Raw genomic sequence first — 21,492 nt, 5'->3', positions numbered from 1 at the left:
CAGGGAGCGAATCGATGAACAGACACCTGAAATTCGGCATTGAAGAGGAATACTTCATCACGGACCTGGACACCCGGCGCATGTCCGAAAAGCCCCCCGACGCGTCAATCGAAGCGTGCCAGGCAGTGTTAGGCGATTGTTTCGCGCATGAGATGTTCAAGGGGCAAATCGAAGTCGCGTCCCCCATCTTCACCAGCGTCGAGCAAGCAACGGAGTACCTGTTTTCTGCCCGCACAAGGTTGCGGCAAACGCTCGAACGGTACGGTCTGGGACTGCTCAGTGCCGCAAGTCACCCATTGGCTGATTGGCGTTTGCAGCAGGCCACGGACCACCCTCACTTTCTTCAACTGTTTGAAGACTACCAACGAGTAGCAAGGCGCAGCCTGCTATCCGGTCTGCATGTGCATGTTGAAGTGCCAGGGCATCTGGATCGTATTCAAGTGATGAACGAAGTCTTGCCGTGGATGCCGTTGTTGTTGGGACTGAGCACTTCTTCACCGTTTTGGGATGGCGCCGACAGCGGCTTCATGAGCTACCGGCAGACCGCGTGTGATGAGTGGCCGCGGATGGGCATTCCGGAGTTCTTCGAAGATCAAAGCGCCTATGACGCCTACGTCTCCTTGCTGATTCGTACTGGCACGATCAAGCAGGCGAGCGATTGCTGGTGGGGTTTACGCCCGGCTATGAAGTACCCGACGTTGGAGATGCGCATGACGGACGCCTGTCCGCGCCTGGATGACGTCTTGTGCATTGCTTCTTTGTTTCGTTTGTTGGTGGCCCATGCCATTGATCAACCTCGCCCGGGATCGAGCTATACCCAGACGTCGCAATGGATCCTCAAGGAAAATCGCTGGCGGGCGAAACGGTCCGGCATCCACGCAGCATTCATCATCGAAGGCTACGACCGGCCGTTCTCTGCCGAGCAATGGTTGTTCAGGGCGCAACAGATTCTTGGAGACACGGCGCGCAAGATGGGTGTGGAGAACGTGTTTACTCAAGCCCGCCGAATTCTCAGGGACGGCACCAGTGCAGACCGCCAGCGGGACGTCTACGAGCGAGCCTTGCGCGGGGGAGAGGAGGTTGACGCCGCGCTGTCGCAAGTCGTGGATCAGCTGCTGATGGAAACGTCGCAAGCGTCGTGCATCAGTGAAATGGCGCTCACCTAAGACAATCACCAGACGAACAAGGCCCCTGTGGCAAGTCATGCTGTTCACTTAAACGCAACGCCGTATCTGTGGCGAGGGAGCTTGCTCCCGTTTGACTGCGCAGCAGGCCCTTTTTGGGCGCGCTTCGCGACCCAGCGGGAGCAAGCTCCCTCGCCACAGGGTTCTTGTTCGACTGGAGATTGTCTTGGATCAGTGAAGGTTTGAGTTTTGGAATCCGGGTGAATTGATGACAAGGCGAGATCGGAGCCTGCACTGGTCCAATCCCGCGCGCAGCTATTTCAGCCCTGCAACGGCGGTGTCCGAGGCGGGATCATTCGTTTGCTGCCGGCCGACTCAAACGCCGAAGCAAAGCGCAGCAGCGCTGAATCGTCATAGGCACGACCGGCAAAGGTCAGCCCGGCCGGCATGCCGATGTCCGGCATGACGCCCATCGGTACCGTGACCGTCGGCACACCGAGGTGGCGGATGGCGAGGTTGCCGTTGGCGACCCACACTCCGTTACTCCACGCGATGTCCGCCGACTGCGGATCGACATCGGCATTCGCCGGCCCGACGTCGGCCACTGTCGGGAACAACACTGCATCTAGATTCAGCCGGTCCATCCAGTCTTCCAGGTCGATTCGACGTGTTTCTTCCAGCCCGCGCAGACCGTCCGGCAGCGTGGTGATCCGGTCCCACGGCGTGATGCCACGCTCGGCCATCTTCACGTATTCGTCCATGCCCGCAGCGAGGTCGTCTTCGCGATTGGGCAGGGTGCCCGGGTCGTGGGGGAAGATCAGCTGCCCGTCGACATCGGCCAGGCGGTTCAGTTTCGGATCACCGTTGGCCCGCAGAAAATCATCGAACGCCCAGGCCGACAGGTCCCACAACTCATGGTGCAGGAACTCCTTGGACACCAGGCCGCGGGTGAACACAGTCGGCGCGCCCGGACGATCGCCTTCGCAATTGGAGACCAGCGGGAAGTCGACTTCGACCACCTCGGCACCCGCGGCTTCGAGTGCCTGGCGAGCCTCTTTCCAGAGACCGATCACAGTAGGACGGGTGTTGATTTTCTGCCCCGTCGGGCCACCGATGCCCGGCGCCTCGCTGGTGCCCGCGTCAGGATCGGCGTTGATGTACATGCGCGGCACGCCGAAGCGTTTTCCAGCGAGCGCATCGGTGGTAGCGGCCAGCCCGGCATAGGACGCGGGGCGCACCGAAGCGACGCTCGGAATCGGCACCCAGGGTTGCAGCCGCCACAGATCGCCGCGTGTGTCGGGGTCTTCCGCCACCACCACGTCGAGCACCTCAAGCAGGTCGGCCATGGTTCGCGCGTAGGGCACGACCACGTCCATCGTCGGCGTCAGCGGCCAGTTGCCGCGCACCGAGATCACCCCGCGCGAAGGGGTATAGGCGCACAAGCCATTGTTCGAGGCCGGACCGCGTCCGCTCGACCAGGTTTCTTCGGCAAGGCCGAAGGCCGCGAAACTGGCGGCGGTGGCAGTCCCGGCACCGTTCGATGAACCCGACGCAAAAGGCGCCGTCAGGTAGTCAGCGTTGTACGGGCTCTCGGCCCGGCCATAGACCCCGCGCTGCATGCCGCCATTGGCCATCGGCGGCATGTTGGTCTTGCCCAGGCAGATCGCCCCGGCGGCGCGCAACCGTTCAATGGTGAAGGCATCGCGATAGGCAATCAGGTTTTTGAAGGCCGGACTGCCAGAGGCCGCGGTGAGGCCTTTCACCAGATAACTGTCCTTGGCCGTATAGGGAATGCCATCCAGCGGGCCGAGCGTTTCGCCCTTGGCCCGACGGGCATCGGAGGCTTGCGCTTCCTTGAGTGCGTCGGGGTTGCGAACCACCACCGCGTTGAGCGCGGTTGGCGTATCGGCGCCGTCGTAGGCGTCGATCCTGGCAAGGTAGGCCTGGACCAGCTCAACCGCCGTGGTCTGGCCAGACGCCAGCGCCGCACGCAATTGGGCAATGGACACTTCGGTGACTTCGATCATGCTGTTACCACTGACGGCTGAGGGGGGAGGAGGTGAATGTTTGCCGCTTGCCGGGTCTTGGGCTCAGGAGTATCACTTGTCTGAAAATGGGTGTTCATATCGATTTCTCGTTGCACGGCAATACGCTACAGGGTCTGGGCTTGAAACCTGGGCCGTCTATTTAGCACCAAGGTGGGCGCAGAAGGAAACGGTGAAACGGTTTATGCCTGTCACAAAGCTTCCTGTTCCAGCCATTCCAGGAACTCGGAAAAGCCGCTTGAGCGCTTCACCCGCTTTGGATAGACCAACGTATAACGTCCACCGGTAATGATACGGCCGGCATGCACCCGCGTCAGTTGCTGGGTGAGCAACTCATCGCGTGTGAGCACGGCGTCGACGAGCGCGATGCCCTGACCACATTTCACGGCGACGATCGCAGACTCCAGTGTATCGAACGTCAGATGCGCGTTATCGGCACCGGTCGAGCCCGGGTAATACTCTTCCCAGCGGCGCCAGTCCAGGCGATCCATGCTTGAGTCCACCAGGCGCCCGGTCTTCAGCACCTCTTCGGGGGTCGTCCCGACAAGCAATGCCGGCGAACACACCGGAATCAGCTCCTCTTCCCACAACTCCAGCGCTTCGAAGTCGGGCCAGGTGGCGGTTCCGTAGGCGATCATGGCGTCGATCGATTCGAACGCAAAGTCGGGAAAGCGGTGATACACCGTGTCGACGCTGACGGTCACCTCCGGGTGCAGGGCATAAAACGCCGTCAGCCGTGGAATCAGCCAGCGCGCCGCCATCGTCGGGTGCGCGCGCAGGCTGACACTTCGTCCCACGGTGGCGAGCATGTGCGAGGCATCCGAGAGCAGGCCGATGACCTGTTCCGCCACCGGTACCAGCGACCGGCCTTCTGCAGTGAGCACGATTTTGCGCGTGTGCCGCTCGAACAGACGGTTGTCCAGGCGCGTCTCCAGCTGCGCAATCTGCCGACTCACCGCGCTCTGGCTCAGGTTGAGCTGCTCACCGGCCTTGCCAAAGTTGCCGGTCTTGGCAACCGTCAGGAACGCCTGCAAAAGCTCGATGGATGGCAGTTGGCGGCTCATGTGTCTATGCGCTCCTCGCATGGGATTAATGCAGATACATCACTGTAACTTCAGATGATCGAGGCACATTCTTAGCCGAAATAACAACACGGCGCTACGCGTCATTTCCAACCTGGTGGTCCTCCTCATGAACACTCCAGCAGCGGCACTTGCCAAGGTCTCGGCAACCAGGGACGACCTCCTGCCTCGTGAAGTCGACGTGGCGATCATCGGCGGTGGCCTGATGGGGTGTGCGTGTGCGTACTACCTCAGCAAAGCGGGCGCCAAGGTGCTGGTGCTCGAAAAAAGCCTGCTGGCGGGGCAGCAATCGTCTCGTGCTTGGGGCTTCGTTCGCCAGCAATCCCGTGACGAGGCCGAAGTCCCGCTGATGCACGCCAGCATCGAGCTCTGGCGCTCGCTGGAACACGAACTCCAGACCGACCTGGGATGGCGCAACGACGGCTGTCTGTTCGTCGCGGGCAATGAGGTCGAACGTGACGGATACGAATCGTGGCTGACGGTTGCGCGCAGCTTTTCGCTCGACACCGTGATGCTGTCGCCGCGTGAAGTGGTGAAGAAACTGCCGGGTTACGCGGTCCCGCAACTGGGCGGTTTGTTTACCGCCAGCGACGGTCAGGCGGAACCCACCCTGGTGGCTCGCGCTTATGCAATGCGTGCCCGTGAACTGGGCGCACACATCGTCGAACAGTGCGGCGCCAAAGGCATCGATGTCGCCGCCGGCCAGGTCGTCGGCGTTGAAACCGAGCGCGGCTACGTGAAGGCGAAAACGGTGGTGTGCGCCGCCGGGGCAACGACGTTCCGCCTGCTGAAGATGCTCGGCATCTCCCTGCCGCAGCAGTTGGTCAGGGGTACGGTGGCGCGGACCACGGCCGGCCCGACGCTGAGCGGTATCTCCACGATCGCCAACGGCGTGGGCTTCCGGCAACGGCTCGATGGCAGTTTCAACATCGCCGACGACGCCCATGTCGATGTCGACATGACGCTGGGCCATCTGCGCGCCCTCCATTGGTATGCGCCTTCGCTGTGGGCGCAGCGCAAGTCGTTTCGCTTCCATTTGAACGGTGCGTGCCTGACGGATCTGCACCAGCGCATGCCGTGGTCGGAAGCATCGCGGCTCGGCGCGGGCATTCACCAGCGCAATCCGCTTATCCACCCCAATGAGAAGGGGCTGGGAACCGCCATGCGCGCGCTCAAGGCCGCGTTCCCCGGGCAGGTGAATACGCAGATCGTCGATCGATGGGCGGGCGCTATCGATGTCTTGCCGGACGGCATTCCCGTCATCGACGCGCAAACGTCGCCACGGGGCCTGGCGGTGGCCACCGGATTCTGCGGCCACGGCTTTGCCATGGGCCCGATCACAGGCAAGACCCTGGCTGACTGGATCAACTCTGGCAACCCGGGCCTGGACATGCGCCAGCTGCGTCTGTCGCGATTCGCCGAGGGCGACGTCAAGCCGCCTTCTTCGCTGTTCTAGTCGATACCCACGAACCAACGCGCACGCGCCTTCCGGGGGAAACACCGTGAAACGACCTCTGACACCCGACATCTACTACGATCCAGCGTCGCTGGCAGGCAAAGCACCGCCGATCAGCGACGAAACCGATATTCTCATCGTCGGCGCGGGCCCGGCGGGGCTCGCGGCCGCCTTGACCGCCGCCGGGCAGGGCCTGCGCGTGACGCTGGTGGACGAAAACCCGGTGCCCCTCGAAACCATGGGCGAAGAGGTGCCGCTGCACTTCGGTGGCCGAATGGGCGCCGGGGTCGCTAACCGCAACAGCGTGCTGCAGACGCTGCTCGATGCCCGCCCGGAGATCGTCGAGGCGCTTGAAGCCGGGGTCGACGTGCGGCTCGGCACGGCGGTCTGGGGCCTGTTTCCCCAGCAGCGCACCACGGCGTGGATCGAGGGCGCGGTCGCCGGCCTCGCCGATGACGAAAGTGCTTATCTGCTGCGCTTCAAACAGGTGATCGTCGCCGCCGGAAGGCGCGACATGGGCCTCGCCTTCGATGGTTGGCATCGCCCCGGCGTCATGGGCGTCAGCGCTGCGCATCGGCTGGCGACGGTTTACGAGGCGCTGGATTGCAAGCGCGCCGTGTTGATCGGCAGCGATTCGCAAGCGCTGGTGTCGGCCCACGTGCTGATCAGCCAGGGCGTGCATATCGCGGCAATCATTGAACAGGCCCGGCAGGTGAGTGGCGATCCAGCGCTGCTCGGTCTGCTGGTCGAGCAAGGCGCTCAGGTGTTGACGGGGCATGTCGTTCGCGAGGCGACCGGGGATGCCTTCGGCGTCAAGCGGATTACGGCGGTCTCTGTCGACGCGGCGGGTAGCCCCGTGGGCGGATCTCTGACCGAGATCGAATGCGACACGGTGCTGCTGGCAGTGGCCGCCATTCCCGCGATCGAACTGGTCGAGGCGGCAGGGTGCAGCACGTCATTCCAGGCCGACCGCGGTGGCCATGTCCCCGACACGGATTCTGCACAGCGCACGTCGTTGCCGTTCGTTCTGGTGGCCGGCGACTGCGCCGGCGTCTGGGCATCGAAAAGCCTCGATGACACGATTGCCCGGCGCGAAGGGCGGATCGCCGCATACGCCGCGTTGTCGGCGTTGGGTGTCGACCTTGCTCAGAACGACAAGGCGTCGGTGCCTGACGAGCCGGTCTGTGATGTGGCCGCCAATCGCGAGGCCTGGGTGCGCGCATCCACCGTCCATGCACAGAACGAACCCTTTGTTTGCCTGTGCGAAGAGGTGACGGCCAGCGAAATTCTCGGACAGCAACCGCCGCGCTATCTCGACTGGACACCCGCTGACGCAAATTTGCAAAGCACCATGAAAAACGACTCGCCCAACCCGGATGTGACCAAGCGTCTGACCCGGGCCTGCATGGGACCCTGCCAGGGACGTCGTTGCCGCGAACAGGTGGCGGCCTTGCTCGGCATCGGTGCCGGTTTGAGTGTCGGCGAGATTGCGCTGGCCTCGTTTCGTCCGCCGGTCCGTCCGCTGTCACTGCAACAGATCGGACAGGTCGAGGAAGCGCCACCGATGCATAGCCGCTGGGATGCCTGGTTTGACATGCCGTCACAGTGGACGCCGTTCTGGTTGTGCACCGGCCAGCCAACCGTTGCCAGGCGGCCACAGGATGTCGTCGATCACTTGAACCCGCCGCAGAACGAGGGCTGACACCATGCACGCAGTCAAGAAATCGTCCAACCGTGCGTCCGTCGTCATTGTCGGTGGCGGCGTGACCGGATTGAGCGCCGCCTGGTGGCTGGCGCGTGAGGGCGTCGATGTGCTGGTGCTCGATGCCCACCTGATTGGCTGGGGCGCCTCGGGCCGTAATGGCGGCGGATGCTCGCATCATCACAGCCCGCTGTTTCTCGAAGAACAGCGACTCTGGCCGATGATGGACGAACTGCTCGGTTACCCGACCGAATATCGCCCGGACCGCATCAGTATCGATCTCACCGAACACCAGTTGTCACTCGACAAAAAAGTCGTGGATGAAGCCCAGTATTATGGATTGCGCGTTGACCTCCTGGACCCTCAGGAGGTTCGGGAACTCGTGCCCTTCGCGGGCGACAACGTGTTGGCGGGCTATTACTACCATTTCGGCGGCCACGCCAATCCGCACCGCACCCTGCAGGCCTACGCATGGGCGCTGCAAAATCTCGGCGGTCGTGTGCTCGAGCACACGCCCGTCGTCGCCATCGAACGCCAAGGCGACCACGTGACGGGCGTGCAAACGTCACAAGGCTTGATCGCCTGCGACCACTTGGTGATTGCCGCCGGCCCGCATACCGGTGAGCTGGCGGCCCAACTGGGCGTCGACATTCCGCTGGTCACCGCTCGCGCGGAGATGATCGTGACCGAGCCGCTGCCGTTACTGGCGGTGGGGGGGGTGGATGGCAATGGTTTGTATGGCCGGCAGACCCTGCGCGGCAACCTGGCCTACGGGGGCGGCCCGCACGAATGGGTCGAGCTCGCCGATCTGCGCGGCACACGTCCGCAGTCGACGCCCCTGCAATGCAACATCGCCAAACGACTGGCTGAACTGTTCCCCAAAATCGCTCACAAACGGGTGATTCGCAGTTGGGCGGGTTTCATCGAAAACACGCCGGACGGGCGCCCCGTCATCGACCGTCCCGCCGTGCTGGATAACCTCACCGTCGCGACGATGTCCGGTGTCGGTTTCGGGCTCTCGCCGGCGAGCGGGCATGCCATTCGCGATCTCGTTGTCGACGGCGAGTGCAGTTTTGCCGACCTGTCGACCTTTTCTCTCTCTCGTTTCGCGAGCCTGGAATCGGACTGGCAAGCGATCCAGGGATGGCTGCCGTTGCCTTTACCCCAGGCGTAGAAAGGCTGTTTTGTACTGATGTTGAATCGTTTTATTTGCAACCATCCTCCTGAAAAAAAGGGATCGACCATGAAACGAATATTCCGCAATCTGGCTTTGCTGGCCTCCATCGGCCTGACGTTGAGTGCCTTTACCGCGCCGGCCGGCGCAACAGAAGACAAGCTGCGTTTCGGCGTTGCTGCCGAACCGTATCCGCCGTTCCTCGTCAAGACACCCACCGGGCAATACACCGGTTTCGAACCCGACCTGATCCGCGCGCTCTGCGAGCAGATGAAAGCCGAGTGCGAGATCAAGGAAGTGGCCTGGGACGGCATCATTCCGGCGCTGCTTGCCAACAAGTTCGACGTGCTCTTCAACTCCATGGGCATCAGCCCGGAACGGCAGAAAGTCATCGCTTTCTCGCGTCCGTATTACGAGACGACGGGGATCTTTGTCGCCGCGAAGGACGCCAATCTGACGCTGACACCGGAAGGCCTGGCCGGTAAATCCATCGGTGTGCAGGGCTCGACCACCAACGCCGAGTTCATCCAGACCGCTTATGGCAAGGCATCGAACATCCGCATCTACAACACACAGGATGACTGCAACGCCGATCTGTTGGCGGGCCGTATCGACGTCATGTTCCTCGACAAGCTCGGCGACATCGATTTCCTGAAGTCCCAGGACGGGTTGGCCTACGAGGAGAAAGGCATCGGCAGCGTCAAGATGGACCCCTTGCTCTATGGCCTGGGAATCGGCGCGGGCCTGCGCAAGAGTGACACCGCACTCAAGGCACGAATCGACCAGGCGCTCACGCAATTGCATGACTCGGGCAAGTACACGCAAATTTCGCAGAAGTACTTTCCGGTGGATCTCTGGCCACACTGAAACCTGATCAGCGGAAAGCAACTTGGGGGGATTTGATTCAACGTCCGGCCGCTGCATCGGCCAGTGCAGCGACCACCTGTTTCTCGATTTCCTGCTCATCCATCCCGCGACCGAAATGCTTGAGGTAGCGGCCCTGGCTGTCGAGCAGAAACAGGATTGTCGAGTGGTCCATCATGTACTGGTCCGGCTTATCCCCGGACGGCACTTTCTTGTAATACACGTGATAAGCGTCGGTGATGCGCACGATGTCTTGCGCCGAGCCGGTCAGGCCGACGAAGTCGCTGGCGAAGTAGCCCACGTACTCCTTGAGTTTTTTCGGCGTGTCACGTTCCGGGTCGATGGTGACGAAAACCGGTCGCACCGTGATGCCTTTGTCTTTTTGCAGTTGCCGACTGATACGGGCCATTTTCGCCAGGTCAGTAGGGCAAATGGCCGGGCAGGTCATGAACCCGAAGTACAGTAAAGCCGGTTGGCCAAAGCTGCGTTCGGTGACCCGCTGGCCATTCTGGTTGGTCAGTTGGAACGGCCCGCCGATGTCGGTACGGGTCGCCGCCGTGACGCCGCTCGCCAATCCCATCAGCAGCAGAAGGCCTGCCACGCGCAGCCTGTTCATCGCTCAATACCCTCCCGAATAGGTCAGCGCCAGACCAATCAGCTCCGACATTTGGCCGTCCTCGTTCTGGGTGCCGGCGGATAGCCCGAGCTTGATCTGGCCGGTGATGTTGTAGGTCAGGCTCAGTTCGTTGAGGTAATCCTGGTGATCCGCGCCCCCGGTCGATTCGCGATGCTTGTCGGTGCGGGTCGCGCCAAGGGCCCAGTCGCCGAAATCGAACGTCAGCGAGGTGGTCAGGTAACGGGTGTCATTGCCTTTGATGCCATCTTCATTGTCGACATCGGCGAATTCGATGAAGGGCACGATATCGAAGTAACGCCCCGCCAGCGTCGGCTCCAGGTCAGTGCTTGGCGCGTAGGCCCAGATATAGCGGGCGGAGGCGATCTTGATGGTTTCATCATCTTCACCAGGTGGATTGGCTTGCGTCTCGTCCTCGGCCTTTTTGTTGAACATGTAGCCGAACTGCGTTTCCAGATAAGGCACCGCCGGAATTGCCAGCCAGTTCACGGTCAGCGCATAGGAGTCGAGCTTCCCGGTGTTCGACGGACCGCCGTCGCTGCGCTGGAGCTTTTCGCCATGGCGCAGGTAAGGCCGGCCGAGAAACGAATTGTCGGCGGTGTAGAAACTGACGTTGGGTTCGATCATGCCCAGGCGCTGATCGAAAAACCGATACGCCACCGTTCCGCCGAGCATGCCGTCCAGGTCGTAGGTGCTGACGAAATCTTCGGTGTAGAGCCCGGGCGCCTGGTCCTGCGCACGACCGAACGGCACGTGGTACTTGCCGACACTGAAGGCCGAGTTGGCGTTGTTCTGGTAATAGTTGAGGTCGTTGATCACCAGTCCCACGTCTTCAAAAAAACGTTTCTGCCCAGGTTCCGGCCCCGCTATGGGGTTGATCTCGGTGGAAAACCGGATCTGCTGGTCGTGGGTGAAACGGAAGTAAAACGTGGTGTTGATGTCCGGGTAGGCATCCGTGCTGTTGCGATTGCCGCCCTGGGGCGAATCGGCATGCACGTGGTCATATTGAAAAGTCGCGTCGTAATCCATGCCGACGTTGGGGTATTGCCCGTCATCGGCCAGCGTCGATTCAACGGCACACACCGATCCCACCAGCAAAACAGCCAAGCGATAATTGCTCATGGCGCCCCCCTTTTACTTGATGAGCGGCTTGATCGGCGGGCTGGACGCTTTCGGGGCCTGTCCGGTGTTGCGCAGGTAGGAGCACAACTGATTGTTTTCACCGTACAGCCCGCCCAGGGGTTCGAGCTTGACCGCCTGCTCGTAGTCCTCGGGCTTGACCACCTGGATCGCCTGCATCATGCCGCCGTCCTCGTGTTCGAGGATGTGGCAGTGATAAACGAACTTGCCAAGAATCACCGGATCGCGAAACGGAATTCGCACGGTGATCGAGCCCGTGGCGGGGATGAATACGTTGTCCCGATAGCCGCTGAACTGCACCGGTTTGCCATTGATCTCGGTGACCTGGAAGTCCACCTGGTGAATATGAAACTGGTGCAATTCCTGGGACGGGTTGAACAGGCGCCACTCTTCCACGTCGCCGAGCTTGACCGTGGTGTTGACCCGGTCCAGCTCGAAGCGGGTGCCGTTGATCAAGAACGCGTTGGGGTCGGTGTCCGAATCCTGGAAGGCGAACTGACGTGTCTTGTTCACCGCGATCTTGCTGAAGTCTTCTGCCGGCGGATAGGCGCTGGTGATCTGCCGGGTCGCGACCCGCTCACCGCTGGATCGCAACACCGCGAGTTTGGCCGCCGGGTAGTCATCGCCTGCCGGGCCGGTGTTGCCGGAGCCTGTTTCGATTTCGTAGGAGCCTGCCGGTGGCCCGACCACCAACACACTGAACCGCGCCGATGGCCCGATCAGCACCTGATCGGCGTCGACCCGGCGCGTAACGGTATTGCCATCGCGCGACAACACCTGCACCGACTGACCGTTGATGCGAATCCGGAAATACTGGTTCGCCGCAATATTGATGAAATGCCAGAGCTGGGTTTCGCCGGGCTTGATGTCGATAATCGGCACTTCCTGGCCGTTGACCGTGCGAATCGACGGCGCGCTGGTGATGATCTCGCTGGCGACTTTGCCCGTCAGGGTTTTCTGAAAGTTACGCAAGACCAGGACCTGTTCCTTGATGCCCTTGAGTTCGGGAAACGGATCGAGCATGCCGTCGACGAGGATCGGTCCGGCGATCCCGGCGGACACCTGACGCTGAGAGCCACCATGGAAATGGCTGTGATACCAGTAGGCCCCCGGGCTGTGATTGAGGGGCAACTTGACGTTGTACTCGCCGACCTGATGGGGTTGGGTCACGCGAAAAATATTGTCACCCTGATCCAGGGGCGATACCTGCATGCCGTGGAAATGCAGGTTGGTGATTTCGTCCATGCGGTTATCCAGGCGTATCGCCATGGTGCCGCCCGGTCGCGTGCGAATCAGCGGCGAATCGTAGTCGCCGTTGAACACCAGCGAAACATAACGCTCGTTCCCGACGTTGACCTGCTGTTCGGCCGCCGTCAGCGTGGCGTGCGTCACGCCGCTGGCATCGTAGGTGAACTCGGGATTCTGGCGCAGCGGTTGTGACGCAGGCTCAGCGGACTGCTGTGTCGCACAACCGGTCAATGAAAGCGCCAATACGCTCGCGCAGAATGCAAAGGGGCGGACGCTGAAAGCTCTGGGCATGATCGCGACCTTCGGTGGCTTGGCGAGGAACTGCGTGGCGCAGTGCGCCTGTGCGTTGCCGAAGGGTGATCAGAAGACACCGCGAAAATGCTCAAGGCCACGTCCTGCATGGCGTTGAGAGGTTTGCGCGCAACTTTTCGCAGTTTAGAACAGTTCTCGTTACGCGCAAGTTTCGGGATCCAAGGAGCAGCCTCCAGATGATGAGCAGCACATTTCTATCAGCATCAAAGGTCTTTTTTCGCCTCCTCATCGAGATGATGGCCTTCCTTATGTCGTTCTTTATCCAGTTTCTTCGCTTCTTTATCGATGTCTTTTCCGTCTCGGTCGACATCTTTGTCCACATCACGAACATCTTCTCTGACGTCTTTCGCAACGTCGCCTTCGGCGGTCGCGATGCCCATATGAGCAATCAATCCCGTGGATAACAGGGCTATGATAAAAATCGCTTTGAGGGTTCGCATTGGATGGCTCCTTTTCTTCAACTTTGCTGAGTCGTCGGGAGTTGAAAAATTAGGTGGGATAGCCGGTTATTTCCAACCCGCTGGTCGAGACGTCCGACCGTTTGATATCAGAGGAGACGCAGCATGAAGCGATTCACCGGCGGCTGCCTGTGCGGCAATGTTCGAATCAAAGCGTCAGGACGGCCCTACCGGGTCGGCCTTTGTCACTGTCTCGACTGCCGCAAGCATCATGGGGCTCTTTTCAATGCCAGCGCGATCTTCCCTCAGGAGGCAGTGACGATCGAGGGCGAAACCCGCGACTACGCCGGGCGGCATTTTTGTCCGCGTTGCGGTTCGTCCGTTTTTGCACGTACTGCCGACGAAATCGAAGTGAACCTGGGGTCACTCGATGCCCCTGATCAACTGACGCCAACTTACGAGAGCTGGATCGTGCGTCGCGAGTCCTGGTTGCCGGCGTTTGCGCTCATCAGGCACTACGAACACGACCGTGAGGGGACAGGGCGTTTGGAGGAGTAGGGCGTTCTGCGAAAGCAGTCAGGCCTTGACCCAGCGTTGACGGCTCCAGCTGCTCAATGAATCGACGGCGAACACCAGTAGCAACATGGCCAGGATCACCGTGCTGGCTTGAGCTTCCTGGAACAGGCTGAGGCTGACATAGAGCATTTGTCCCAGACCACCGGCGCCGACGAAGCCGAGCACACTGGCCATGCGGATATTGTTTTCCCAGCGGTACAGGATGTAGGCCAGCAGCTGCGGCAACAGGTTGGGCAGTGTGCCGTAACAGAATGCCCATACGGCATTGCCACCCTGCAGGCGGATGGCGTCTGCCGGTTCGGGCGGGGTGTTTTCCAAGGCTTCGGCAAACAGCCGACCGAGCACGCCAGTGGTGTGCAGGGCCAAGGCGAGGGTGCCGGCATTGGGGCCGAGTCCGGCGGCCAGCACCATCAGCGCCGCCCATACCAGTTCCGGGACCGCGCGCAAGGCATTGAGGACCAGACGCGACGCACTCTGAAAAGGCCAGCCGAAACGCCCGGCCGCGGGCAATGCCAACAGCAGGCCGAATACCGCCGCGAGCAGGGTGCCCAGGGCAGACATGGCAATGGTTTCCAAGGCGCCATGAGCGATGGCTTGCAGATGACCCGCGCTCAGGTCCGGGCTGAGGAAACGCTGAACATAGGCAGCCATCTGCTTCAGATTGCCGGCACCGCCGAGTTCGCCGAGGTCGATGCCCAGGTAGATAAACGAGGCGACTACCGCGGCGCCAATGCCCAGGACCAGCGCCAGGTTGATCAGACGATTCATGTCAGCCTCCAGCGCAGCAGGCGGCTGAGTTGATCGGCGAGCAGCACCAGAACGAGGAAGGTGAGTAACAAACTGGCCACTTCACCCCCGGCGAACATGCGTAACGACAGATCCATTTGCTGGCCCAGACCGCCGGCGCCGACGAAGCCCATCACCACCGAGGCGCGGATGGCGCACTCCCAACGGTACACCGTGTACGACATCAGCTCCGCCGCGACATTGGGCAGGATTCCGTAGCAAAACGCTGCGAGCCGCCCGCTGCCTGAACGCAGTAATGCATGGACCGGGCGCTGGTCGACCGACTCGAAAATTTCCGCGTAGACCTTGCCCAACATGCCGCTGTAGGTAATCGCAATGGCCAGAACCCCCGCGGTCGGGCCGAGGCCGACGGCGCGCACGAACAGCAGGGCCCAGACGATTTCCGGCACACTGCGCAGGAAGATCAGCAAACCGCGTACCGGCCAACGCAGCAGCTGGCCGCCGAAGCTTGGGCGACCGGCACGGGAGGCCGCCGACAGCGACAGGGCGCGGCTGGCCAGCAGGCTGGCGGGGACGGCCAATAGCAACGCCAGGGCCATGCCGGCCGTGGCGATGGCCAGGGTCTGCAGAGTGGCCTGCAACAGCAGCTCGATGAACTCCGCGTCATGGGCCGGTGGCCAGAAGGCGGAGACAAACCGGCCCATCTCTCTCTGACTGTCACTCGATACTAAAACGCTGAGGTCCAACTCGCTGAAGTGGATGCCCGGCCAAAACAGGGCGATCGCCAGCAGGCTGAGGAGCAAGCGGGGCAGGGCGGCGGGATCGCGCGAGGCAGACGTCAGCATCGGGGAATCTGCACACTCAAGGACACGGGAGGCACCGGCGAGGCGTGCAACTGCTCATTGGCGTAGAGCTTGTCGAGCAGCTCGCGGTCGACGGCGCCGGCCGCAAGGTCGAACAGGATCTGCCCGTCACGCAGGCCGATGATCCGCGAAAAGTGCGCGAGGGCCAGCTCCACCGCATGCAGGCTGGCGACCAGGGTGACGTTGTGCTCCCGGGCGTGGCGGCAGAGCACCGAAAGCGTGTGTTCGGCCAGCACCGGGTCCATCGCTGAAACCGGCTCATCAGCCAGTAACACCTCGGGCGCTTGATACAACACGCGGGCAATGCCCACACGCTGGAGCTGGCCGCCGGACAGTTGCTGGCATTGCGCAAACAACTTGTCGCTCAGGTCCAGCCTGGCCAGCGCCGCACGTGCGCCCGGAACATCTAGCGGATGCACCAGGTTCAGCAGGCTCTTGCCCAGGCCCCACTGTCCCAGCTTTCCGGCCAGCACCGCGGTGACCACACGCTGGCGCGGTGGCAGGGGCGGCGATTGATGGATCAGACCGATGCGTGCGCGTAAACGCTGGCGCTGACGGGCAGACAGCAGCCACGCTCGCTCGCCGAGCACCTGCAACTCGCCGTTGTCCGGTCGCAACGCGGTGGCCAGCACGTTGAGCAGGCTCGACTTGCCGGCCCCGGACGGGCCGATGATCGCAACCTGTTCGCCTGCACCGATGTGCAGGTTCACGTCACGCAACGCCTGAACACCGTTGGCGTGAGTCAGGCTGGTCTGGGTCAGGCGCAATGTCATTTCAGCAGTTCGGCGGCGCGTGCGGCTTCCTCGATGCCTTTGTAATTGTCAGGGCTGGTTTCGATGAACCGGCTGGCCGCCTGCAAATCGAGAATTTCCTTGTCCTTCGGGTTCGCTGGATCAAGCGCGAGGAAGGCTGCCTTGATCTTTGCCGCCAGCGCCGGGTCGAGGGTCCCGCGCACCGTCCAGTTGTAGTCGAAGTAGGCCGGGGTGGTCGCAAACACTTTGACTTTGGCAGTGTCGACCTTGCCGGCAGCCACGAGTTTTTCCCACACGCTGGCGTTCAGCACCCCGGCGTCCACCTTGCCGGCCTGGACCCAGGCGACGGTGGCGTCATGGGCGCCGGAGTAGCCGACGCGGCTGAAGTAGGTTTCAGGCTTGATGCCGTCCTTGAGCATGAAATAACGCGGCATGAGACTGCCCGATGTCGAGGACACCGAGCCGAACGCGAAGGTCTTGCCCTTGAGGTCGGCGAGGGATTTGACGTTCGGGTCGGCGGTGATGAACTTGCTGGTGAACTGGGCGTCCTGTTCGCGCTGCACCAGTGGAATGGCATTACCGGTTTTCAGGCGCGCCTGCACAAACGTGAAACCGCCCAGCCAGGCCAGATCGATACGGTCAGTAGCCAGCGCCTCGACCACCGCCGGATAGTCGCTCACGGGCACGAACTCGACCTTCATCCCGAGTTTTTGCTCCAGATAAGCGCCCAGCGGCTTGAACTTGCGCAGCAGTTCGGTAGGGGCTTCATCGGGAATCGCGCTGACTTTCAAGGTGTCGGCGGCCTGCGCCAACAGGCTGCCAAATGTCAGGGTCAGGCCAACGGCCAATGCCAGGGTACGCTTGAGCATGGAAGCTCTCCGGTGAATGAACTGAAAAATATCGATGCGCCTGGCACAAGCTGAACTTGCTTGGCGCTTTGTGAGGGTAGACGAAGCGGGGGCATATTAACCGCTTTTGACCTAGTCAATAGGTGTCGCGAAGGACTGCACAACCATTGCTCGAACTGAACCTTGATCGCACTTTTGGCATTCAACCGGCATTTTAATCTCTCTCATTGTTTTCTGACGCAAACAGGCCGACGTGTACGCTTTTGGGCGAGAGCTACCCGTCCCTGGTTTTTAATGCCTTAAACATGTTTGAGCGCGCGCGTTTAAAGACACTCGGCGTTACGTCCTAACGGCTACAGCGCCTTGCGTCGTTGCCTACGCGTGCGCCAGAATCCGCCGGCTTGTGCGTCTAGGGCATGGGTTCTATCGTGGTCTCGTCACTAAAAACAGTGATGGGTTTGGTAGACCCTCAGCATCGACGCATAGCGTCACCTTCAGCGGTCCTTTCTCAGGACTGCGATTTTATGGTGGCCATGCGTAGGGCTCCTTCGGGGGCGCCGGTTCCGATGCCCGGTCTACCAACCTCCGTATGGCCGCCACCCTCCGTTTGGTAGCGAGAGGGCGATGGCTCCTTTTTAAGCAGCATCGGAGTGTCATCTATGATCAAACCAACTCCCAACCCACCGGACACCGATCCGGCATCCCCGTACGAATCCCTCGATTCGAAAAAACTCAACGAAGCCGCCGAACGCGCCCTCGACCATTACCTCAATCCGGGCGCCCACATCATGGCCTGCAACCACGAACCCGAACCCATGTTCCTCGCCAACCCCAAGTACGACACCGAATCCCTGCTGGCCAACGCCAGCGAATCATTGGGCTCGGCCACCACCATGCTCAGCAATTTCGCGGCGTTGCTGGATAACTCGCATCGCAAGACGCTGTTGGGGATTACCCAAGTGGTGATGTTGGGGGAATTGGCGGTGAATCAGGCGTTGGATAAGGTTGAGGTGAAGGAGTAAGAGCGAACCCTCTGTGGCGGTGGGTTAACCCGTTGCCACAGAGGGGAGGTGACTGCATCAGAATCAAAGGTCCGAACCGGAGGGCATTCGGTTATGAAAGATTTGCACGAAGTAGCCCAGCCCATTGCTCAGGTGTGTTCGTCCCTCTTCCTGATAACCTTCCCGTTCGAAGAACCGTTGCACTGGCGGGATGAGCGGGGCTGCATCGCCCCCTGACGCGAGGCCCCTGCAAAAAAGTAACGACGAATTTACCTCGACACGCACCCTGCGCTTTGGGTCGACTACGGCTCTTCGTGACTGACTGCAGTCGGCCAATCTCTCTCGCCCGCTGCGTCGGCAGCCGTGTCAGCATCTCTTTGAGATAGGCATATGGATCATGCCCATTCATGCTGGCTTAAATATCCAGGCAAATTTTGCCGAAATGCTGGTTGGTTTCCTGATACTTGAACGCTTCGACAATCTCGCTCAAAGGGAAATGACGATCAATAATCGGGCGCATGCCATTAGCATTGATGGCTCGGATCATGTCTTGCTGCTGGCTGCGGCTACCCACCAACACACCCTGCAGACGCACTTGCTTGATCAGTGCCGGTACAAAATTCATTGCACCGCTTACGCCACTCAATATCCCGATGACGGAAATGTGACCAGCAACCCGAATTGCAATCATCGATTGCTCAAGCGTCGCAGGGCCGCCGACTTCGATGATGTGGTCAACACCACGGCCACCCGTTAGAGCGCGTGCAGTTTCGCCCCAGTTAAGGTCTTTGCGGTAATTGATTACATGATCAGCGCCTAGGGCTTTCAGACGTTCAAGTTTTTCGTCGCTTGAAGAGGTAGCAATGACGGTAGCACCGGCCATTTTAGCGAACTGCAGGGCGAAAATTGAAACGCCACCAGTGCCTTGGACGAGCACGATGTCGCCCGGCTTGAGTGAGTCATCGGCCATCAGGGCGCGCCATGCAGTAAGGCCTGCGGTGGTAAGCGTCGACGCTTCAGCATGGCTGTAGCCAGTAGGCGCGAGGGTAAACGATGTGGCTTTGGCCGTCACTTGCTCACGAGCGTAGCCGTCAATGCCATCACCTGGCACGCTGACAAAGCCTTCAACCAGTGGCACACCGTTGATCCACTCCGGGAAGAAGGTGCTGACGACCGAGTCACCCACCTTGAATTCAGTGACATCGGGGCCGACTGTAATGACTTCACCTGCACCATCGGCCATGGGGATGCGTTTTTCGCTAGGGCCCCACATACCGCTGACCACCGCGAAGTCGTGGTAGTTGAGCGAGTTGGCGTGAAGGCGTACGGTGATTTCGCCACGCGCTGCGGCTTGGACTTCGCTGCTGCCAACCACAACGTTTTCATAGCCGCCACCGGGTTGGACGAAGATAGTTTTGCTGCTCATAGGGAGTTCCTTATGTTTTCTAATTACGCGAAATAACGAAATGAAAGCTTAAAAATTACAATTCGATGATCAACCTAGCCGCAAAGTCGTCAATCGCCTGCTCATTGCGTCGGTAGTAGGTCCACTTTCCGATGCGGGTGGTTAGCACGAAGCCTGCGCGCTGCAAGATAGCTAAGTGTGCAGACGCGGTAGAAGGTGAAAGCCCTGCCTTGTGCTGCAAATGGGTTACGCACACTCCTATCGCAGGATCGCCATGATCCTGAGGTGGGAAATTACTAAGTGGGTCTTTGAGCCACTCCATCATTTGCATGCGAGTGTCATTGCCCAGGGCTTTGAGCTGTTCGAGTATCATGGTCGGCAATGCTACGCTTTTTTCCGAAATGTTCAATAAGTAATCTATTACCCTTCGCAAGGGTTTGAAATCAAAAAAACTCATCCAGCCGATTCGGCCCTACTTTTGTAGATGCATTGAATGACTGCTTGGACTAACCCTCTCTGGTAGACATCCCCGGTCTATGTTTGAACGTCCTGGCCCCCCATCAACATCTTGCAACCCTTTCCTCTTTCCGGAGGAAACATCATGCCAAACTCAAATCTTCAATGATGATGGCTCTGGAGTGCCTGCAACCGGCCCAGAGTGTGTAAAAACGCTTCGCCAAATTTGAAGTGTGCGCGTCTACGTTAAATCTGAAATTTATCGGCACGTCAGCAGATGTGGATTTCGCGTAGAAGCGCGATTTTCAGTCCGGTTTTGAGTACCTGTCGCGCTCAAAAACGTTTTTACACAGCCTCGGCCAGAAGCGGACGATCGTGTTCAGCCATTTATCTTAGTTATCTGCGAGGCGGTACAGTGCTTGGGCATGAGATGTCGTCAACCCGGCACGTTGCAGATTTCGCCGACTTTGGGAGCTGGCAAGCGCGGTAGCGGCGATCAAGTGGCAGCCATGCGTCTTGGCTTGCTCAATTCGATGAGATATCAGTGCCCCATGGTAGCCAAGGCCCCGGGCATGCTTTCGGGTGGCAGCCGTTCCAAGGTAGGCAATGCCATTACTGGCCAAATACATTGAGGCTCCTGCCACGACTTTCCCATCAGCTTTCAGGACGCAGATTTTCAAACGTCCGCTCGACGGCTGCTCTGCGAAGGATGCTTGATTCAGCAATCGGTACTCTGGTTTGGTATGAAAACCGCCCGCATGCACATCTGCGAACTGAGCAAGAGTTTTTGACGTGACTTCCTCGATTTCGAATGAGTGACGACTCAAGACCACTTTCTCGATGGCACATGCGAATTGCAAGTGAGTCCAGCCCCTCAAACGCTCAAGCTGCGCGTCGCCTACGAGTGAGTACTGCCCCAACGCGGAAAGTTTCCCGATAAGGGGAGTTACGGCCGAATGTTCCGCTGAATCTTTGAGCAACTTCAATACTGCCTGGGGATCACGGGCGCTGTCGCCGTAGATGCGGTTGAGCATTGGGCTAGGTGTTGCGCTCACCTGAAAACACGGAAAGTCTCCGTTGGAAAAAACACGTGCGCCATAAGGATTTCCGCTTACCCCTGCCAAGTTCTGGACACGCGAACGCAAATACTCGCTTTCTGCGGCCTCAATCTGATGGGCCAGTTCAACATCCATGTAAGTCGTCCTTTTTTGAAGATTTCCAAGGGAGGTAAATTGCATCGAACAATACGCTTGCGTCCAAGTACGTGCCAGTAACTCGCTCTGCTTCACCGTCAGCTTTGGGTCGATTACTGCCTGTCGTGAAGGGCCGTATTCGCCTCATAGCTATCCGCTGAAGAGTCCAAGCCGCTGGGAGCGACTCACACAGCACGTTACTCAAAATCCCTTCATCTGAAGCTCTCCGTCTGATTATTTTAGTCTTTATTTTTGCCGCATAGCCCTGCAATCAGCGAATGACAGTTCCCTATGTCAAAAAAGTCCAGCTGTGTGAAATTAGGTTAAGTGTCTAAGCTATAACTGTTTTTGACCTCGTCGTGTTATTTCGAAGGCTAAAAATCGTTCATTTCTCAGTCGGCGAGAAGTAATATAAGAATAAACTGCTACAATCAAAACGCCCATCCCAGTCATTAAAGTCCTTCCAAAGTTG

20 protein-coding genes and 1 pseudogene are annotated in these 21,492 nt (G+C 59.8%); 7 read left to right on the top strand and 14 right to left on the bottom strand.

Features of this window, described 5'->3' with window-relative positions; all coding sequences use genetic code 11:
• Positions 1 to 14 precede the first annotated feature (14 nt).
• The gene (locus tag ACA068_RS18430) at positions 15 to 1,166 is read left to right on the top strand and encodes a carboxylate-amine ligase (protein WP_497303804.1); all 1,152 of its coding nucleotides are present in this window, start codon (positions 15 to 17) and stop codon (positions 1,164 to 1,166) included.
• A gap of 278 nt (positions 1,167 to 1,444) precedes the next feature.
• On the opposite strand, the gene ACA068_RS18425 is transcribed toward ACA068_RS18430, so the two are convergent.
• Together ACA068_RS18425 and ACA068_RS18420 are read right to left on the bottom strand one after the other, a co-directional pair.
• Positions 1,445 to 3,151 (bottom strand): amidase, encoded by a 1,707-nt coding sequence (locus tag ACA068_RS18425; protein ID WP_497303802.1) that lies wholly within the window; start codon positions 3,149 to 3,151, stop codon positions 1,445 to 1,447.
• 209 nt (positions 3,152 to 3,360) lie between these two features.
• On the bottom strand, positions 3,361 to 4,233 hold the full coding sequence (locus ACA068_RS18420) for a LysR substrate-binding domain-containing protein (protein WP_497303800.1): 873 nt from the start codon (positions 4,231 to 4,233) through the stop codon (positions 3,361 to 3,363).
• A 127-nt stretch (positions 4,234 to 4,360) separates the two neighbouring features.
• Between ACA068_RS18420 and ACA068_RS18415 the strand changes: the two genes are divergently transcribed.
• The 4 genes from ACA068_RS18415 to ACA068_RS18400 all read left to right on the top strand — a co-directional run bounded on the left by ACA068_RS18415 (position 4,361) and on the right by ACA068_RS18400 (position 9,450).
• A complete protein-coding gene (locus ACA068_RS18415) occupies positions 4,361 to 5,707 on the top strand; it encodes an NAD(P)/FAD-dependent oxidoreductase (RefSeq protein ID WP_497303798.1) in 1,347 nt (448 codons plus the stop codon).
• Positions 5,708 to 5,753: 46 nt separating this feature from the next.
• Complete coding sequence (locus ACA068_RS18410) at positions 5,754 to 7,409, top strand: FAD-dependent oxidoreductase (RefSeq protein WP_497303796.1); 1,656 nt, start codon at positions 5,754 to 5,756, stop codon at positions 7,407 to 7,409.
• A 4-nt stretch (positions 7,410 to 7,413) separates the two neighbouring features.
• On the top strand, positions 7,414 to 8,583 hold the full coding sequence (locus tag ACA068_RS18405) for an NAD(P)/FAD-dependent oxidoreductase (RefSeq protein WP_497303794.1): 1,170 nt from the start codon (positions 7,414 to 7,416) through the stop codon (positions 8,581 to 8,583).
• 69 nt (positions 8,584 to 8,652) lie between these two features.
• A complete protein-coding gene (locus tag ACA068_RS18400) occupies positions 8,653 to 9,450 on the top strand; it encodes a transporter substrate-binding domain-containing protein (RefSeq protein ID WP_497303792.1) in 798 nt (265 codons plus the stop codon).
• 37 nt (positions 9,451 to 9,487) lie between these two features.
• Here the strand turns inward: ACA068_RS18400 and ACA068_RS18395 are convergent, their stop codons facing one another.
• The 4 genes from ACA068_RS18395 to ACA068_RS18380 all read right to left on the bottom strand — a co-directional run bounded on the left by ACA068_RS18395 (position 9,488) and on the right by ACA068_RS18380 (position 13,221).
• Positions 9,488 to 10,063, bottom strand: a complete 576-nt coding sequence (locus tag ACA068_RS18395) for an SCO family protein (protein WP_497303790.1) — start codon at positions 10,061 to 10,063, stop codon at positions 9,488 to 9,490.
• A 3-nt stretch (positions 10,064 to 10,066) separates the two neighbouring features.
• Positions 10,067 to 11,203 (bottom strand): hypothetical protein, encoded by a 1,137-nt coding sequence (locus ACA068_RS18390; RefSeq protein WP_497303789.1) that lies wholly within the window; start codon positions 11,201 to 11,203, stop codon positions 10,067 to 10,069.
• 12 nt (positions 11,204 to 11,215) lie between these two features.
• Complete coding sequence (locus ACA068_RS18385; protein WP_497303787.1) at positions 11,216 to 12,760, bottom strand: multicopper oxidase family protein; 1,545 nt, start codon at positions 12,758 to 12,760, stop codon at positions 11,216 to 11,218.
• A gap of 224 nt (positions 12,761 to 12,984) precedes the next feature.
• Positions 12,985 to 13,221, bottom strand: a complete 237-nt coding sequence (locus ACA068_RS18380) for a hypothetical protein (protein WP_497303785.1) — start codon at positions 13,219 to 13,221, stop codon at positions 12,985 to 12,987.
• Positions 13,222 to 13,344: 123 nt separating this feature from the next.
• Between ACA068_RS18380 and ACA068_RS18375 the strand changes: the two genes are divergently transcribed.
• Complete coding sequence (locus ACA068_RS18375; protein ID WP_497303783.1) at positions 13,345 to 13,737, top strand: GFA family protein; 393 nt, start codon at positions 13,345 to 13,347, stop codon at positions 13,735 to 13,737.
• Between the two features lie 18 nt (positions 13,738 to 13,755).
• Here the strand turns inward: ACA068_RS18375 and phnE are convergent, their stop codons facing one another.
• From phnE to ACA068_RS18355, 4 genes are read right to left on the bottom strand one after another with little or no spacing between them, the layout of a single operon-like run.
• Positions 13,756 to 14,523, bottom strand: coding sequence for a phosphonate ABC transporter, permease protein PhnE (phnE, locus tag ACA068_RS18370; RefSeq protein ID WP_497303781.1), 768 nt, complete (start codon positions 14,521 to 14,523; stop codon positions 13,756 to 13,758).
• The gene (locus tag ACA068_RS18365) at positions 14,520 to 15,347 is read right to left on the bottom strand and encodes a PhnE/PtxC family ABC transporter permease (protein ID WP_497303779.1); all 828 of its coding nucleotides are present in this window, start codon (positions 15,345 to 15,347) and stop codon (positions 14,520 to 14,522) included. Before ACA068_RS18365 ends, phnE begins: the two co-directional genes overlap by 4 nt.
• Positions 15,341 to 16,138: a phosphonate ABC transporter ATP-binding protein gene (locus ACA068_RS18360; RefSeq protein ID WP_497303777.1), complete on the bottom strand. Its 798-nt coding sequence runs from the start codon at positions 16,136 to 16,138 to the stop codon at positions 15,341 to 15,343. Before ACA068_RS18360 ends, ACA068_RS18365 begins: the two co-directional genes overlap by 7 nt.
• Positions 16,135 to 16,986 carry a putative selenate ABC transporter substrate-binding protein gene (locus tag ACA068_RS18355; protein WP_497303776.1) on the bottom strand — a complete coding sequence of 284 codons (852 nt, stop codon included), beginning with the start codon at positions 16,984 to 16,986 and terminating at the stop codon, positions 16,135 to 16,137. Before ACA068_RS18355 ends, ACA068_RS18360 begins: the two co-directional genes overlap by 4 nt.
• 638 nt (positions 16,987 to 17,624) lie before the next feature.
• On the opposite strand from ACA068_RS18355, the gene ACA068_RS18350 reads away from it, so the two are divergent.
• Positions 17,625 to 17,987: a DUF6124 family protein gene (locus ACA068_RS18350; protein ID WP_497303774.1), complete on the top strand. Its 363-nt coding sequence runs from the start codon at positions 17,625 to 17,627 to the stop codon at positions 17,985 to 17,987.
• Between the two features lie 304 nt (positions 17,988 to 18,291).
• Here ACA068_RS18350 and ACA068_RS18345 read toward each other — a convergent pair.
• From ACA068_RS18345 to ACA068_RS18330, 4 genes and pseudogenes are all read right to left on the bottom strand, one after another.
• Positions 18,292 to 18,381: pseudogene (locus ACA068_RS18345) on the bottom strand (transposase domain-containing protein); the annotation flags it as partial.
• Positions 18,382 to 19,392, bottom strand: coding sequence for a zinc-dependent alcohol dehydrogenase family protein (locus ACA068_RS18340; RefSeq protein ID WP_497303772.1), 1,011 nt, complete (start codon positions 19,390 to 19,392; stop codon positions 18,382 to 18,384).
• A gap of 55 nt (positions 19,393 to 19,447) precedes the next feature.
• A complete protein-coding gene (locus tag ACA068_RS18335; protein ID WP_072405141.1) occupies positions 19,448 to 19,744 on the bottom strand; it encodes an ArsR/SmtB family transcription factor in 297 nt (98 codons plus the stop codon).
• Between the two features lie 475 nt (positions 19,745 to 20,219).
• Positions 20,220 to 21,020, bottom strand: coding sequence for a GNAT family N-acetyltransferase (locus ACA068_RS18330; protein ID WP_497303771.1), 801 nt, complete (start codon positions 21,018 to 21,020; stop codon positions 20,220 to 20,222).
• Between the last annotated feature and the right edge of the window lie 472 nt (positions 21,021 to 21,492).

The sequence above is a fragment of the Pseudomonas sp. LBUM1660 genome, from assembly GCF_059695935.1.
The sequence above is the reverse complement of the archived record's forward strand: the minus strand, read 5'-3'. Positions and strand labels throughout refer to the sequence as shown.

Coding starts and splice junctions, on each gene's coding strand:
- ACA068_RS18430 (WP_497303804.1), top strand. CDS start 15: ATGAACAGACACCTGAAATTCGGCATTGAAGAGGAATACTTCATCACG.
- ACA068_RS18425 (WP_497303802.1), bottom strand. CDS start 3,151: ATGATCGAAGTCACCGAAGTGTCCATTGCCCAATTGCGTGCGGCGCTG.
- ACA068_RS18420 (WP_497303800.1), bottom strand. CDS start 4,233: ATGAGCCGCCAACTGCCATCCATCGAGCTTTTGCAGGCGTTCCTGACG.
- ACA068_RS18415 (WP_497303798.1), top strand. CDS start 4,361: ATGAACACTCCAGCAGCGGCACTTGCCAAGGTCTCGGCAACCAGGGAC.
- ACA068_RS18405 (WP_497303794.1), top strand. CDS start 7,414: ATGCACGCAGTCAAGAAATCGTCCAACCGTGCGTCCGTCGTCATTGTC.
- ACA068_RS18400 (WP_497303792.1), top strand. CDS start 8,653: ATGAAACGAATATTCCGCAATCTGGCTTTGCTGGCCTCCATCGGCCTG.
- ACA068_RS18395 (WP_497303790.1), bottom strand. CDS start 10,063: ATGAACAGGCTGCGCGTGGCAGGCCTTCTGCTGCTGATGGGATTGGCG.
- ACA068_RS18390 (WP_497303789.1), bottom strand. CDS start 11,203: ATGAGCAATTATCGCTTGGCTGTTTTGCTGGTGGGATCGGTGTGTGCC.
- ACA068_RS18385 (WP_497303787.1), bottom strand. CDS start 12,760: ATGCCCAGAGCTTTCAGCGTCCGCCCCTTTGCATTCTGCGCGAGCGTA.
- ACA068_RS18380 (WP_497303785.1), bottom strand. CDS start 13,221: ATGCGAACCCTCAAAGCGATTTTTATCATAGCCCTGTTATCCACGGGA.
- ACA068_RS18375 (WP_497303783.1), top strand. CDS start 13,345: ATGAAGCGATTCACCGGCGGCTGCCTGTGCGGCAATGTTCGAATCAAA.
- phnE (WP_497303781.1), bottom strand. CDS start 14,523: ATGAATCGTCTGATCAACCTGGCGCTGGTCCTGGGCATTGGCGCCGCG.
- ACA068_RS18365 (WP_497303779.1), bottom strand. CDS start 15,347: ATGCTGACGTCTGCCTCGCGCGATCCCGCCGCCCTGCCCCGCTTGCTC.
- ACA068_RS18360 (WP_497303777.1), bottom strand. CDS start 16,138: ATGACATTGCGCCTGACCCAGACCAGCCTGACTCACGCCAACGGTGTT.
- ACA068_RS18355 (WP_497303776.1), bottom strand. CDS start 16,986: ATGCTCAAGCGTACCCTGGCATTGGCCGTTGGCCTGACCCTGACATTT.
- ACA068_RS18350 (WP_497303774.1), top strand. CDS start 17,625: ATGATCAAACCAACTCCCAACCCACCGGACACCGATCCGGCATCCCCG.
- ACA068_RS18340 (WP_497303772.1), bottom strand. CDS start 19,392: ATGAGCAGCAAAACTATCTTCGTCCAACCCGGTGGCGGCTATGAAAAC.
- ACA068_RS18335 (WP_072405141.1), bottom strand. CDS start 19,744: ATGATACTCGAACAGCTCAAAGCCCTGGGCAATGACACTCGCATGCAA.
- ACA068_RS18330 (WP_497303771.1), bottom strand. CDS start 21,020: ATGGATGTTGAACTGGCCCATCAGATTGAGGCCGCAGAAAGCGAGTAT.